General features: G+C 49.6%; 15 protein-coding genes. 9 read left to right on the forward strand and 6 right to left on the reverse strand.

The genetic code is table 11. From position 1 onward, the window contains the following. Window positions 1-24: 24 nt before the first annotated feature. Window positions 25-801: a class I SAM-dependent methyltransferase gene (locus CR205_RS03645; RefSeq protein WP_110517043.1), complete on the reverse strand. Its 777-nt coding sequence runs from the start codon at window positions 799-801 to the stop codon at window positions 25-27. Between the two features lie 285 nt (window positions 802-1086). On the opposite strand from CR205_RS03645, the gene CR205_RS03650 reads away from it, so the two are divergent. After that, window positions 1087-2532: a carbon starvation CstA family protein gene (locus tag CR205_RS03650; RefSeq protein WP_110517045.1), complete on the forward strand. Its 1446-nt coding sequence runs from the start codon at window positions 1087-1089 to the stop codon at window positions 2530-2532. 283 nt (window positions 2533-2815) lie between these two features. On the opposite strand, the gene CR205_RS03655 is transcribed toward CR205_RS03650, so the two are convergent. The 3 genes from CR205_RS03655 to CR205_RS03665 form a co-directional block, all read right to left on the reverse strand. Continuing rightward, a complete protein-coding gene (locus CR205_RS03655) occupies window positions 2816-3847 on the reverse strand; it encodes a hypothetical protein (protein ID WP_110517047.1) in 1032 nt (343 codons plus the stop codon). A gap of 235 nt (window positions 3848-4082) precedes the next feature. Then, window positions 4083-4781, reverse strand: a complete 699-nt coding sequence (locus CR205_RS03660) for an MmcB family DNA repair protein (RefSeq protein WP_110517049.1) — start codon at window positions 4779-4781, stop codon at window positions 4083-4085. Then, window positions 4762-5649: an aminoglycoside 6-adenylyltransferase gene (locus tag CR205_RS03665; protein ID WP_110517051.1), complete on the reverse strand. Its 888-nt coding sequence runs from the start codon at window positions 5647-5649 to the stop codon at window positions 4762-4764. The genes CR205_RS03660 and CR205_RS03665 overlap by 20 nt, the downstream gene beginning before the upstream one ends. A 251-nt stretch (window positions 5650-5900) precedes the next feature. On the opposite strand from CR205_RS03665, the gene CR205_RS03670 reads away from it, so the two are divergent. From CR205_RS03670 to CR205_RS03690, 5 genes are all read left to right on the forward strand, one after another. Continuing rightward, window positions 5901-6902: an ABC transporter ATP-binding protein gene (locus CR205_RS03670; RefSeq protein WP_110517053.1), complete on the forward strand. Its 1002-nt coding sequence runs from the start codon at window positions 5901-5903 to the stop codon at window positions 6900-6902. Beyond that, window positions 6883-7671, forward strand: coding sequence for an ABC transporter permease (locus tag CR205_RS03675; protein ID WP_110517055.1), 789 nt, complete (start codon window positions 6883-6885; stop codon window positions 7669-7671). The genes CR205_RS03670 and CR205_RS03675 overlap by 20 nt, the downstream gene beginning before the upstream one ends. Window positions 7672-7800: 129 nt before the next feature. Further along, window positions 7801-8760, forward strand: a complete 960-nt coding sequence (locus CR205_RS03680; protein ID WP_110517057.1) for a cell wall-active antibiotics response protein — start codon at window positions 7801-7803, stop codon at window positions 8758-8760. Continuing rightward, window positions 8753-9943 carry a sensor histidine kinase gene (locus CR205_RS03685; protein ID WP_110517059.1) on the forward strand — a complete coding sequence of 397 codons (1191 nt, stop codon included), beginning with the start codon at window positions 8753-8755 and terminating at the stop codon, window positions 9941-9943. Before CR205_RS03680 ends, CR205_RS03685 begins: the two co-directional genes overlap by 8 nt. Before the next feature lie 20 nt (window positions 9944-9963). After that, window positions 9964-10584, forward strand: coding sequence for a response regulator (locus tag CR205_RS03690; RefSeq protein ID WP_110517061.1), 621 nt, complete (start codon window positions 9964-9966; stop codon window positions 10582-10584). Window positions 10585-10618: 34 nt separating this feature from the next. On the opposite strand, the gene CR205_RS20195 is transcribed toward CR205_RS03690, so the two are convergent. Continuing rightward, window positions 10619-10786 carry a hypothetical protein gene (locus tag CR205_RS20195; protein WP_161524662.1) on the reverse strand — a complete coding sequence of 56 codons (168 nt, stop codon included), beginning with the start codon at window positions 10784-10786 and terminating at the stop codon, window positions 10619-10621. A 43-nt stretch (window positions 10787-10829) separates the two neighbouring features. On the opposite strand from CR205_RS20195, the gene CR205_RS03695 reads away from it, so the two are divergent. The 3 genes from CR205_RS03695 to CR205_RS03705 all read left to right on the forward strand — a co-directional run bounded on the left by CR205_RS03695 (window position 10830) and on the right by CR205_RS03705 (window position 12903). After that, entirely contained in the window at window positions 10830-11666 is an 837-nt protein-coding gene (locus CR205_RS03695; protein WP_110517063.1) for a DUF2268 domain-containing protein, read from the forward strand. Between the two features lie 76 nt (window positions 11667-11742). After that, complete coding sequence (locus CR205_RS03700; RefSeq protein WP_110517065.1) at window positions 11743-12027, forward strand: hypothetical protein; 285 nt, start codon at window positions 11743-11745, stop codon at window positions 12025-12027. Between the two features lie 240 nt (window positions 12028-12267). Then, window positions 12268-12903, forward strand: a complete 636-nt coding sequence (locus CR205_RS03705; RefSeq protein WP_110517067.1) for a LysE family transporter — start codon at window positions 12268-12270, stop codon at window positions 12901-12903. Here the strand turns inward: CR205_RS03705 and CR205_RS03710 are convergent. Further along, window positions 12884-14248: an amino acid permease gene (locus CR205_RS03710; RefSeq protein WP_110517069.1), complete on the reverse strand. Its 1365-nt coding sequence runs from the start codon at window positions 14246-14248 to the stop codon at window positions 12884-12886. The two genes, CR205_RS03705 and CR205_RS03710, sit on opposite strands and share 20 nt — an antisense overlap. Window positions 14249-14339 lie beyond the last annotated feature (91 nt).

Here is a 14339-nt window from a genome sequence, read left to right on the forward strand (position 1 = left end):
TTTCAGCCTGAGTTTAAACAGGCTTCATCCCATTTTCACAGACCGTGTGGCAATAAAAGAGCGGCTGTAACGGTCAAGAGGCCGGCTTCCTCCAAAATCGTCTTCATAAAGGCCGGCAATCAGAAGGCCTGCTTCAACCTGGCCCTGAATCTGATCTTCGAGAGTATGAGAAAACTGGACCGGTTCTCCTGAAGCAATGGCTGCCTGTTTTTCTTCGTAGCTTAGTCCGTGAAGTGTAGAGCCTGGAATGGGGTTGGAAACCACGAGTCGTCCATCGGCCTCTTGTTTCGGATCAAACATAAATACGAGAGGATTCGTGAATCCGGTGATCATCACGCCGTTTTTTTTAAGCACACGGGCCGCACCTTGCCACACAGGCTGTATGTTCTTAATAAATAGGTTGGACACCGGATTAATGACAATGTCAAAACTCTCGTCATCAAACATGGACAGATCGGTCATGGAACCCTGGACCGTACTGAGTGTGAGATTTTCGCGGCGTGCAACGGTTTCGTCCTGGCCGAGCTGTTTTTCAGACACGTCAAGCACCGTGACATGGGCTCCGGCCGCTGCAAGAACGGGTGCCTGCTGGCCTCCGCCTGAGGCGAGACAAAGAATGCGCTGACCATTAAGTGATTCAGGAAACCAGCTCCGCGGGACAGGTTTGTCAGTTGTAACAGAGATCGACCAGTCCCCATTCTTTGCCTTTTCGATCGTGGCACTGTCCACGCAGCGTGTATAGCGGACACCCTGATCAACTTTTTTATCCCAGGCCCGCCGATTATACTCGATGTAATCCATATGGAACACTCCTTTTTGGATACGGTGGAGAGAGTAGTCTTCTAAGTACCATTTCGAATTTATTATGGAACATTCCTGCCTGATATACAACTTTTTGTGTACCGAAATACATTTGAAAGCGGTTAACACTGCAGGAAGGCCACAATGATGTGCGCTTGAAGCACGGAATCTTACATCTTAAGCGGATCATTCGACATGATGTCACAATTTCGACAAATTTGGCGGCCTGCATGCTAAAATGAAAGCGTATTCAAAGAGACCAGACATCGAAAGAGGTGCTTTACGATGATTACATTTCTGCTTGCGATCGTGTTACTTATCGCTGCTTATTTTACTTACGGAAAGATAATTGAACGTATATTCGGAGTCAAAGAGAACCGCCAGACGCCGGCTTACAGTATGAAGGACGGCGTTGACTATATTCCAATGGGGACGAACCGGAACTCGCTTATTCAGCTCTTGAATATTGCCGGTGTAGGACCTATTTTCGGACCGATCATGGGTGCTTTATACGGTCCTGTCGCATTTATCTGGATTGTGGTCGGCTGTATTTTTGCCGGAGCGGTTCATGATTATCTTACAGGTATGATTTCGATCAGAAACAAAGGGGCACACCTGCCGCAGCTGGCAGGCAAGTTCCTCGGGCGCCCAATGAAGCACATGGTGAACTTCGTGGCTGTCCTGCTTCTGCTTCTTGTTGGAACCGTTTTCGTTACAGCGCCTGCCGGCCTGATTTTTGATTTGATCGGCGGCGGGGTGGGACTCAGCGTCATTATTGGCCTGATTTTCGTTTATTACATTTTTGCTACGCTCCTGCCGGTGGACAAGATTATCGGACGAATCTATCCGATTCTTGGAGCACTGCTTCTGATCAGTGCAGTTGGTATTGGTGTTATGCTTATTGCAACCGGTGCCCCGGTACCGGAACTGACGCTTCAGAACATGCATCCCGGTGGGGAGGCCATTTTCCCCATTCTGATGATCACGATTGCCTGCGGAGCCATTTCCGGATTTCACGCCACGCAGTCGCCGATTATTTCACGTACCACACAGAATGAACGCAACGGGCGTAAGATCTTTTACGGCATGATGATTGTTGAAGGGATTATCGCCATGATCTGGGCAGCAGCTGCCATGAGCCTGTTTTACGGAACAGATCTTGCAGCCCTGATCAACAGCGGCGGTGCGGGACTGGTTGTAAGCGAAGTTGCCTTTACGCTTCTTGGTGCTGTTGGTGGTACACTGGCTGTTCTCGGTGTTATTGTACTGCCCATCACGTCCGGGGATACAGCTTTCCGTTCGGCCCGTATGATTATTGCGGACTATATTAAACTTCCGCAGCTCAAGATTGCGAGCCGTCTCTGGGTAGCGCTCCCGCTGTTCGTCGTTTCCTTTATTCTTACGAACATGGACTTTACGATTCTATGGCGCTACTTCGGCGTAACAAACGCCGCAATCAGTGCGATTGCCCTGTTTGTCGGTGCAATGTACCTCGGTATTCAGTATAAAAACCACTGGGTGGCAACAGTACCTGCTGTCTTTATGACGATGGTGGCGCTCACGTTCATCTTCAGCGCACCGATCGGTTTTGGCCTTCCAATGACAGTTTCCTATGTGCTTGCCGGAACCGGAACTGCGGCGCTTACAGGACTGTTTGCCTGGAAGATGAAACTGAACCGCGCTGAAAAAGAATTTGAACTTGACGCAGACACAACTGAAAAAGCCGCATAAAAATCAGCCCGCTTTCTCCTTGTCAGAGGAAAGCGGGCTGTAATTTTTAGGCTCAGTTAAAGTCTGTTGTTGATTTCCGCTCACTGCGCTCCCTTTCCGCGGGCACTGCTTCAGCCTCCTCGGGAGGATCGCCCTGCGGGGTCTTCGGCCGGTGCTGTTTCCGCAGGAGTGTCGCGCGCTCGCTTTAATCAACAACGATAGAAATACACCAACATTAAGCTTTAACAGAGCTTTACAAAAAGGACGCTGCGAATCGAACGTTCGATCCTCACCTGTTTTCCGATCAGGTAGAAGGCGTCACACCTTTACTGACAGGTGCATCGGTGACAGGCTGCACAGGAGCCCCTTTACTTTTATTAAACAGCTCCTTGAATTTCGAGGACACTCCGAGAAGTTTCTGCTGTAGATCGATGCTCGGCTCCATTTCACTTACGCTGATCTGATACGTCCGGACCATGGCGATCATGGCAAGGGGATCGACAAACGCCCGCTTGAACATGGATGTGAAGATATAGGCACCGATAATGGCAAAGTAACCGATCACAGCCCCTGCCCCCGCACTTGAAGCCACGGCAGTGCCGATTGCCATGAGCGGGAATACAGCAATAAGGAAAACAAGAATGTTCAGGACATAAACACCTGCAACAATGCCTGCTGCCGTCATCCCGATTTTTTTCCAGCTCTGTGCATAGAGGACAACCCCGTCAAATGCGGACTTCCAGACGCTGTCCCGCTCAAGAGGATCCGTTTGCTGGTCATCCATGTCACTTTTCCTGAGCATGACATAGCTTAGCACGGCCTCATCAATGTACCTTAAACTTACTTCCATGATTTTTGAAACAATCCGAATCACTTTTTGAGCCCCTGGGACAAAGTTGAAAAAATTTCCAATTTGCATGAGCCATCTCTGAATCTGCCTGACGGCACCGTACACAATTTTGTCCAGAACGAACGCTACGTTTGCTGAGCCGAAATGGTTTTTGACTTGATCCTTTCCGAATTCAATTTGATTCTTCCCTTCAGGAACTTTGCCGGTTCTGAGAAGCTCAGTCACAACTGCGATGTGTCCGACTTTGACCATATACAGAAAATAACGTTCAATGAATCGAAGAATACCAAGAACCCCGAAAAAAGTACCAGCCATCATAAGAAGGAAGAACCCCGACGCGAATTCAAACCAGCGGAAAAGCAGAATCCCAAGCCCGATCATCAGCCCCAGAAACGTCAGTGAGACAAGTCCAAACACTGCATACACCGCAATCCTGAACACAAAAAAAGGTAACGTCCGCATCGCCAGCTGAACAATGGACATCATCAATCATCCTCCCGGGATTTTATTTAAGCGGCCTGCCGGCAGTCATCACAGAGTATATTCGCTGTTTGTTTAAAATATCCTCCAAAAGACTTAGTACATTTCTCTGGAACGTAAAAACCTGCGCTTTTCCTCCCGCAGGAGTCGGTGTAAATTTCATCCGCTAATGAGCTTTTTTGTTCGGATTTTCATCTATACTTTTACTTTTATCCAAGCCTCTTATTGCTGCAACTATGAATTATTTGGATTCAGCATCAAAAAGGGCCTGTATCTGACGAAAAAAAATTTCATTGTAAGAAGTTACTACATGGACACGGGCTTTTTTCAGGGGGATCAGCTCTCTGCAGCCCCGGGCACTGCATGGCGTTGTGTCCTGATCGTTTCCGATTAAGTATTTCTTTCTTTTTTTACATGCTGGGCAGGTAGCACTAACCAGATGCACGCTCGCGTTATGGCCATATACCCCGCCTGTTGTATCCCTGGTTTCCTTTGACAGTTCCTTGAAGAGCACCGCGTTGGTCGCCGCCTGGGCGGTCCGCTTCATGACAGTCTCCAGTCGAAGAATCGGTTTTGGATTTTTCCTTGGGTTTTTCCGGACTTTGACATTATCATAGTCGTCCAACTCCAGTAGTCCGTATCCTTCGGGAAGTTCCTCAGGATCAATCAGGCCTGCCGGGGTCATCAAATAGGCATAATCGGCAATCGCATGGTAGCCGTAGGGGGAATGAAGAACCTCATCCCTGAGAAAATCCGCACGGGATACTTTCACTTCCACGATCCGCGTTTCCTTTCTTTTGATATTAATTCCCACCGCGTCAGCTTTCAGCTTTTTACGCCGGGCATAAAGCTTGACTTCACTTGCGCACAAGTCAGTGACTTTTTTCTTTAGCCAGTAGAGAGCCTGCTTTTTTACGTGTTCATGTAGTGTGCTTTCCAATGTCCTGCGCCACCTCCTGCTGCTGTTTCTGTTTCATCAGTTCCCTGTAAACTTCCGGCCCTTCGAATGATGCAGCGTATCCGAGGGCCTTGCCTGTCCGCTCTGACACATCGGTAAAAATGGCAGCCATACGGATGAGAGATTTCCAGATTGCATCGTGTTCGGCATTGGAATACGTCTTCAGAACTGAGTCCCAAAGATCCTTTTCGAGATAAAGGGGTAGCCATTTATCAAATGCACCGGTGTTGGCTTCAAAGTTTGTACAGGTGCCTGCATACCAGCGGAGCATCTGCATAAATGCGGTCCTGACCGGTCCTTCCAGCGTACCTTTTGCATACAGGATTTCTCTTCTGCCAAGCCCCTTTGATGTATACAGGGCTACCCACCAGAATTCGTTTATCACGTCCTCAAACTGCTTCTGTGAAGGTCGATGTACGCGGTAATCATGATCGGAAGGAGAACGGAGTCGGCCAAGTCTGCCGTCCTTATCAAGCAGCACAACTGTCAGGGAGTCTGTATCTTCAGGCAGTGGGATGTCACCTGCAGAAACGAGAGTAAGATCGATCCGGTTGCCATCCGTAAACTGCATCAGATACGGAAAACGGCCGTTCCGGTCAGGTGGTGGCAGCACTTTGTCTTCCGGCATCTGCATGATCAGCCGCTCTCCGAACACGTTCACCCATGCGTGATCTGCTGTAAACGCTGGGAGGTTCTCGACATAATAAACCACATCGTAGTCGGCGTACTCATCCGGCTTTACTTTGGGATTTGCCCGGGAGCCGTTCATCACAGCCGCACGGATCCGCTCATCCTGCTCCGCAACATGCAGAATCAGCTTCATCATCGTTTCATCTGTCCGTTTTTCCATCAGCTTTCCTCCTTGTTACTGCTGTCTATTATTATAGCAGGAGCAGGATGGGCGCGCGGCAGCAGATCGTGAGGATAGGTGGAAGAATACCGGATTCCGTCATCCGGAGAACGAGAAAAAAATCAGCCCTCAGACGGAGGCGCAAACCATCCCCGGCCCGTGTGCGAAAAGCCGTCAGGCCGATAAGATAGAAACAGATCAAGCTATCAGGGAAACGACCCACGAAAGCCACTGACAGGAGGAGAACAAAAATGACCCAGCCCCTATTTGAAATTGACCAGGTGACGAAGACGTATAAAAAAGGAAAAGTCACTGCCAACAGCGGGATCAGCTTTACGATAAAAAAAGGTGAAATACTCGGTCTTCTCGGACCAAATGGTGCCGGGAAATCCACGCTCGTCAAGCAGATCGTTGCCCATATTAAACCAAGTGAAGGCGAAGTGCGCTACAACGGCTCGAATGTACTCGGGCAGATGAAAAAAGTGGCCCGCGAGGTGGCCTATTACGCCCAGGAGCCTCATGCCCTCACCAGTCTCACTGTGAGTGAAGCAATCTACTTTTCAGGGCGTCTGCGGGGCATGAAGAAACAGGCCGCAAAAAGTGAAGCGCAGCAGCTGATTGAAGAACTCGAGCTCACCGAAGCGGCAGGCAAAATGCTAAAGAACATTTCCGGGGGACAAAAGCGTCTGACGGGAATCGGCACGACCCTCATCGGAAATGCCGGTGTCTATATCTTTGATGAACCGACCAATGAACTCGATCCAAAAAAGCGCAGGCTCGTCTGGGATCTGATCCAGAAACGGAATAGAGAAGGCGCCACCGTCATTCTGGTTACCCACAACATTCTTGAAGCAGAGCAGGTCGTTGACCGGGTCGCTGTCATCAATCACGGTCAGCTGCTTGCCATTAATAATGTTGCCGAGCTTAAGACGGAAGTGGACCAGCGTCTCAAATGCGAAATCACGACAGTTCACAGCCTTACGCACAGCAAAGAACTTGAAACCGCCCTTGAGCAATGGGGTACCGTCACCAGGCTGTCCGACCAGCGCACAAGAGTGATGATTACGAAAGAAGATGCCCCTTCACTCCTTGAAGAGCTGAACACAACGTGGAGCAGTCACATCCAGTCCTATGCAGTTGTGCCGCCAAGTCTTGAGGATGTGTACTTTCACATCGACCGTGACCAGGAGAAAGAACAGCAGGATCCATCTGAACGTAAAGGAGAGAAGACCTATGCAGCAGCCGGCTCTTAATGAACGCTATGAATCCAACCCCCTAAGGCAGCTGATCGCCGAACTCTGGATCCTGTTTCGCATCCAGTTCTGCATTATCCGGGAGCAATGGGCTTTCATTTTTATCCTGGCGTCCATCATCCCATTTTCAATCCTGATGTTTCTGCACTTTTTCACTGTCAATCCGACCGAGGAAATGATCGTCCGGATTATTACCGGCAATATGCTCTTTGCCCTCGTCATTATGGGTATCAACGTCATGGCGCAGGAAATCAGCTTTCAAAAGCATCAGGGACACTTCACCTTTTACGCGTCTCTCCCGATCGAAAAAGTCAACTTCATTCTTGCGAACATGTTCAGAGGCCTGATTGTCAGTGTTCCGTCCTTCACTATTATGGCCATCGCGGGGCAGTGGGTTTACGGCATCCAGTTCACCTTCAGCCTGTGGCTCATCCCGTTGATTACACTCACCATACTCAGTGTGGTTGCACTCGGCGTCTTTCTCGGCTTCTGGTCACCGAACATTCAGCTCACCAATCTCGTCGTCCAGGCACTCATGATGATCATCAGTTTTATGACACCGGTTCTGGTCGATTTTTCCCAGCTACCGCTCATCCTGCAGTGGTTCTCCTACATCGTGCCGACCACTTACGCTGCTGACGGCCTGCGTGAACTGCTCAGCTCAGGCATGAGCACATCCGTCCTTCAGAACATGGGCATGCTCCTTCTTTTCACCGTGGTCAGCTACACCCTGATACTCAAAAAAATCCATTGGCGTGGTGAAGCATAAACGCTACAATGGAAAAAGAAAGAAACTCGTCTCTTCGTATCGGATCGGTTAATGCCGTCCGCCTTCCAGATCATAAAAACGGCGGCCGGCCCCGGAACGGTTTCACCTATATAAGAAAGGGGTCACATCATGAATAAAATACTTGGTCTTCTGATCCTTGCGGTCGGCGTCCTGTACCTGCTTAACAATACCGGCGTGATCGACGCGACTTTCGGGCAGATGGTATCCACTTACTGGCCGCTCATCATTATTGCAATCGGGCTTAAGGTTCTGCTCGAAGGTCTCTGGGAAACTTATCGATTTGCCCGCAGAGACAAATGGCGCTTCGGAGGCACGTTCTGGGGTCTTGCCATCACCGCAGTTGGGATTGTGATTCTGGGAAACCGTGCCGGCTGGTTTTACTACACCCTTGCCGATCTCTGGAGCTGGACGTGGCCGCTGTTAATCATCTTTGCCGGCTTTCAGCTTCTAAAAGGCCGAAACACCGTTGTCGTGTTTGATCGTGATAAGGATGGAAAGGAATACTCCTATAGAATGTCCGGTTCTGAAGATGAGGATGAAGATGAATACTTTGATAAGGAAACGTTTAAGAAAAACCTTAAGAAGGATATTAAACGCACCGTCGAAGAAGCCACCAGGCCCTCGCGTGAGTACGAACAGGAAGTAAACAAAAAGAAGACCGGCCATGCAGAAGAAGGCCGGAAGCGGGCTTTTCAACACGGACGAAGCGATGTGGAGCGAGTAAGCCAGTTTGTCGGAGAAGTGTCTCTTGGCCGCCGACCGTGGAAGCTGAATAATACAGATATCAAAACCACGATCGGGGCAGTGGAAGTGGATCTCACAACAGCCGTTCTGAAAGACGGGGTCAACTATCTTGATATCGATGTTTTTATCGGTGCGGTCGAAGTAACTGTTCCGAAAGATATGGCGATCAAAGTAACCGCCCGGGCGAATGTGGGAGAGGCTAACCTGTTCGGCGACAGCGGATCAGGAACATACACAAGTGTTAATTTTGATGAAGCCGAACAGAAAGTGGTTATGAACGTGCGCACTAACATCGGTGCAGTGGAGGTAATGGCCGTTGACTGACCGCGAACAATCCGCCGCTGAAGAGAACACACGGACAAGCAGGGAAACCGCTGCCGCTGCTGAACCTTCAGCGCCGGACAAGCAGCCTGCAGATTCGAAAAAGCTCCATGGTGTAATCTGGGATGGTCTTCGGCTTCAGCTGAAAATCTCAGGTGCATGGGTACTTGGTGCATGGGTTGCGATCTGGCTTTATGCAACCTTTTACACCGGTCCTTTAAGTGGAGAGTCATATCCAGCCAGACTGTACCGGTTTGCCTCGGACGTTGAGCTCGTGCTCGTCGTGCTGATCAGCGCTGCTATCCTGTACCTGATCGCGGGCTTTGTATTTTCATTTTCCTATACAAGTGCGCTGAAACGGGCGATCACGCATCTTGTGTTTCAACTCAAGCAGGTGCAGCGGGGCTCACTGGATAAACGGATCCAGCTCACGAGGGAAGACGAACTTACCAGGCTTGCAGGAGAAATCAACGATCTTACCGACGGGTACGAACGGCAGATCCGCTCCATGCACCGGGTATTGAATGAGAACGCCCGACTGATTGATGAAAAGGAGAAGGCTGCCGGTCTTGAGGAAAGACGCAAGCTGGCTAGAGACCTTCACGATGCCGTAAGCCAGCAGCTTTTTGCTGTCAGCATGAGTCTTGGGGCCATCCCGAGAGTGCTTGATTCCGATCCCGAACGGGCAAAAGCCCTGATAAACCAGGTGGAAACAATCACGCATGCTGCCCAGCAGGAGCTTCGTGCACTCATTATGCACCTGAGACCCATCACTCTTGAAGGAAAAGGTCTTGGAGAAGCATTGAAGGCACTCTTTCAGGAATTGCAGCAGAAAAACGCTCAGCTTACATTTGAATGGGACATTGAGCTGCCGGATATTGACCCGGGAATTGAAGATCAGCTGTTTCGCGTTATTCAGGAAGCGCTGTCAAACGCCCTGCGTCATTCCCAGGCCGATACGATCCGTTTTTCAGCCCGCATCGATGAGGATAAACTTGCCGTGACCCTTTCCGATAACGGGGCCGGTTTTGATATGGAAGGAAAAAAAGAAGACCCGTCTGTTTCATACGGACTGATTACGATGGAGGAAAGAACCGAAGAGCTTGGCGGCCATTTTTCCGTCCTGAGCTATCCGGATAAAGGCACAACCGTCCGCATTCGGGTTCCAATGACGGACACGTTATAAAAGAAGAGGAGGAGTAACCAATGGAGAAAATCCGTGTGCTGATCGTCGACGATCATGAAATGGTCCGGATGGGACTGAGCACCTATCTGATGACTGAACCTGACATGGAGATAGTGGGGGAGGGGAAAAGCGGCAGGGAAGCTGTCGCGAAAGCGAATGATCTCAACCCGGATGTCATTCTGATGGACCTTCTGATGGACGACATGAATGGGGTGGAAGCGACGAAAGCGCTCGCCTCCCATCCGGCGAGAATAATCGTGCTTACGAGTTATCTGGATGACGAGATGCTTTTTCCTGTTATGGATGCGGGAGCATTCAGTTACATACTGAAGACCTCAAGTGCTACCGACATTGCAGCCTGTATCCGCAAAGCCCACAAGGGAGAACCGACATTTGAGGGGCAGGTAACCCAGAAAATGTTTCAGCAGATGAGAAATAAGCCGAAGCACGATGAGCTTACCCGCCGTGAAAAAGAGGTGCTTTCTCTCATTGGGAAAGGAAAGACCAACAAAGAAATCAGTGAAGAGCTGTTTATCGGCATCAAAACCGTTAAAACGCACGTCAGCCACATCCTCACCAAGCTGGAGCTTGATGACCGGACCCAGGCTGCGATTTATGCAAATAAACATTCTCTCGTGTAATCCCAGCAGCCCGGAAGCAGATCCGGGCTGCTTTTCATTCGTGTTGCGGCTCACTTGTTCCGGTACCAGTAAATTGGTTGTATTCCGGATAGCGGATGGATTCCGGAAAATGAGCAGAGAATTCCTTAAAATCAAACAATGCCAAAAGCCCGATCCCGGAAATCGTTCTCTTCATACAGACAAACGAAAAACTGACATTCACCTCCTTCAGCTCCGCATAGAATAAAAGCGGAGGTGCATGCCTTGTGGGAATTATTCTGAATGACGATCAGTTTCGAAGCTATATCGAAAAGCTTGGAGAACTGCCTTCTGAATGGACTCTCCGGCATCAGGCGGAAACTGTCTGTGAGCCGATGCTGACCCATTTCGACCGAAGAAACCGCCCGCATCTGATGGAATGGCATCATTATCTGCTGGACCAGGGACTCAGGCATCCGGACGGCGACTGGAGCGGCTTTACCGAAACACTGCTTGAAAATGGAGCACTGACAGCACTCCGTGAGCACTATGCAAAATTCCGGGGCTACTGGAACGGACCGGATGTGCCCGTTTACCTGCTCCCGATTGACCTGGAAAATAAGACGCTCCTCAGACGTCTGAACCGGAAAAACGGGATTACGTTCCCTGAGTGCGTAGTTCTGTTTATTGACGAAAATTTGCCGGTTTCTTCCATGAAGGCTCTCCTGACGCACGAGTACAATCATGTGTGCCGACTTGCGCTCCAAAACAATGACGACAGCACAGTAACGCTGCAGGAGTCGATGATTATGGAAGGACTGGCCGAAGCTGCGGTAAGAAAAGCACTCGGACCGGAGGAACTGGCCCCATGGACAAAGCTTCACTCAAAAGAGAAAAGTTTCGAGTGGTGGGACAATGTTCTCCGGCATGAACGGCTGCTGAAAAACCGCCGCCGTCACAATGTATTTATGTATGGGAACGACGGTCTTCCGCCGATGATCGGTTATGCTGCAGGTTATCACCTCGTTTATGACTGGATTGACCAAACACCTGAACTCTCCGGCAGAAAGCGTCTCGGCACTCCTGCAGAGGAAATCCTGAAGGAATCGGGCTGGCCTTTCTAGTGAAGCAGGTCCTTTGTCTGGATTCTGTATTCCAGTGTCCATTTACGGGCAAACTCATTCTAAGGAGGAATGTCCCGTGCAGATTTACTTTTCACCTGAATTTTTCAGGGAGGACGCCCAGGTCCTGAATATAGTAACCCAGAACAATGAGCCGGTCGGATATTTGACCTTTCTGACAAAAGATAAAAAAATGTACGTATTTGGAGTACTCGAAAATGAAGGCGTGACCGAGGATTTCAAGGACCTTGTGAAACCGTACGTTCAGGGACTTTTGAAAATCGATCCTGAAATGGACGTGTATACGTACCTGACCGCCGGAGGAAAAAAGCTTGAAATAGATGTATCCGGAAAAAAGGGATGACCGGCAGGTCGTCTTTTTTTTATTGTGGAGGGAATGACGACTGTTAATGATCATTTGGTTACTTCCGAAGCTTCGGTTTATTCATTCAGGGCGTAAGTTCCAGGCTCTTCTGCGCTTAGACGGTTCAGTGAAGTGTGAATATTTTCAGGATATATGGGTCCGGTAAATAAATCCCGGTCATGATCCCCCTCTTGTCCTAATACACTGTACAAGCAGACACTGAACAGGAGGCGGGAAGCATTGGCGATCTTTTTTACGTATGTACTGCTCGGACTATCACTTGCGGCTCCAATAGGCCCGGTAAATGCCGCCCAGCTGGACCGGGGCATCAAAAACGGCTTTCTTCATTCGTGGCTCGTAGGTCTTGGTGCCACCGCCGCTGACGGCATTTATATGCTTCTCGTGTTTCTTGGCGTAGTCCATATGGTCGGTCTGCCGTCGGTACAGCTGTTTCTCTGGCTGTTTGGCGCATTCGTCCTTATTTATATAGGTATAGACGCCCTCACCGGAGCAAAAGAGCTTGGCACCAATCCCCAGGAGGTGCCCCGATCGAGACAAACGCTTACAAAATCTTTTTCGGCAGGATTTCTGATGTCTCTTTTCAATCCTCTTACGGTTATTTTCTGGCTCGGCATCTTCGGATCCATTCTGGCTAAAACCGTCACACAGTACGGAACAGGTGATGTCATTCTTTACGTAGGAGCAATCTTTCTCGGCATCATGGTGTGGGATGTGACGATGGCATTTTTTTCAAGCACGATGAAACACGTGCTCACTCACAAGGTGCTGTACCTGATTTCCGTTATGTCAGCTGTCTCACTTCTCGGATTTGGAGCATATTTTGCCTGGCAGGCGTTCAGCGTTTTATTTTGGTAAAGACCGAAGGGACATCCGGATCCTTCGGTTTGTTCCAGTGCTTCCGCATCATTAGTGTCACAACGGCTACAAGGCCAACAAAGGCGATTGAGATAAAAAAGCCCGGGCGGCTGATCGGGGAAAACAGTGTACCTGTCACCACGAGCGCCACGAGGATGAATCCGAGCACCCGCTTAGCCTGTTCGCCTCCTGTCAGTTCCAGAATACGTCCCCAGGAAGCAAGAATGAAAATCCAGTTGTATAAAAGCATGATTCCGGCGGCTGTCGTAAAATACTCGTACACTTTTCCCGGCATAAGTACGGAAAAAATAACACTCACTATAAGCCATAAAGCCATAAAACTGATGGCAGGAAGCGCAGTTTTATCGTGGATTCTTTTCCCTAAAAAAGCTGGGGCATCACCGTCCTGGGCGAGGACGACCGAAATACGTACGACGGCAAACATGCTGGCGACCATTGTTGAAAAGCCGGCAATGATGAATACACCGTTAAATATATGGGTCACGTAAGGGATCTGATAGCGTCTTAGCGCTGTGACAAACGGGCTTTCGTCTGTCACGAAATCTGCCATTGGCACCATAATCAGCGCCAGACCGATGGAAACGGCGTAAATAACGCCAAGCAGCAGAAGCATAACCTTACCGGCTTTCGGAGCATCATCCATTTTTTTCAGACGCATAGCCAGCAGTCCGATAATTTCAATGCCCCCAAATCCGTAAAAACCAAAAATCAGCGCGGGAAGAAGCCCCTTGATCCCGTTTGGAAAAATCGTACTGTAGGATTTCGGCACCGTTACCGGCCCCGGATTCACACCGAGAAGGCCGAGGATCGCGACTACAGCCAGTATAATAAACATAAAAATGGCGGCGACTTTCATAACAGCGAGAACATTTTCCACCCGGTCAAATCCGGATGAGCCCATAAGAATGACGAGGATGCCAAGCGCTGCGTACACAGCAGCAAAGACCCAGAGCGGGATCCCCGGAGCCCAGAAACGGGTGAAAATGGCAAGAGCAGTAAGCTGGCTTCCCATAATCAGGATTTCAGATGCCCAGTACACCCAGCCGCTTGAAAACCCGGCCCAGTGACCATATGCTTTTCTGGCATACGTTCGAAACGAACCGGTCTGCGGATCGGCAATCGTCATTTTTGCCAGCGATTCGTAGACAAAGTAAGTTCCTACTGCGGCGAGCAAATAAGCAAAGATAACAGACGGACCAGCCATCTGGATCGCAATACCGGATCCAAGGAAAAAGCCGGTTCCGATTGTGGCAGCCACGCCAAGCAATGACAGCTGCCACCAGGCTATTTTCTTTTCTGCGTCTTTACTTGCATGTGTGGCCATAAACTTTCTCCTCACTTTCCGTTCCTGTTAGTGTGCAGCGGCAGGCCGCAATTATGTAAGAACGACAGTAAACCGGAACAGCAAAAAAAAT

This window comes from Alteribacter lacisalsi (genome assembly GCF_003226345.1).
Taxonomy (GTDB): Bacteria; Bacillota; Bacilli; order Bacillales; family Salisediminibacteriaceae; genus Alteribacter; species Alteribacter lacisalsi.

Bases quoted from the DNA above. Each gene is read 5' to 3' on its own strand.
- CR205_RS03645 (WP_110517043.1), bottom strand. From the start codon at position 801: ATGGATTACATCGAGTATAATCGGCGGGCCTGGGATAAAAAAGTTGAT.
- CR205_RS03650 (WP_110517045.1), top strand. From the start codon at position 1,087: ATGATTACATTTCTGCTTGCGATCGTGTTACTTATCGCTGCTTATTTT.
- CR205_RS03655 (WP_110517047.1), bottom strand. From the start codon at position 3,847: ATGATGTCCATTGTTCAGCTGGCGATGCGGACGTTACCTTTTTTTGTG.
- CR205_RS03665 (WP_110517051.1), bottom strand. From the start codon at position 5,649: ATGGAAAAACGGACAGATGAAACGATGATGAAGCTGATTCTGCATGTT.
- CR205_RS03670 (WP_110517053.1), top strand. From the start codon at position 5,901: ATGACCCAGCCCCTATTTGAAATTGACCAGGTGACGAAGACGTATAAA.
- CR205_RS03675 (WP_110517055.1), top strand. From the start codon at position 6,883: ATGCAGCAGCCGGCTCTTAATGAACGCTATGAATCCAACCCCCTAAGG.
- CR205_RS03680 (WP_110517057.1), top strand. From the start codon at position 7,801: ATGAATAAAATACTTGGTCTTCTGATCCTTGCGGTCGGCGTCCTGTAC.
- CR205_RS03690 (WP_110517061.1), top strand. From the start codon at position 9,964: ATGGAGAAAATCCGTGTGCTGATCGTCGACGATCATGAAATGGTCCGG.
- CR205_RS03710 (WP_110517069.1), bottom strand. From the start codon at position 14,248: ATGGCCACACATGCAAGTAAAGACGCAGAAAAGAAAATAGCCTGGTGG.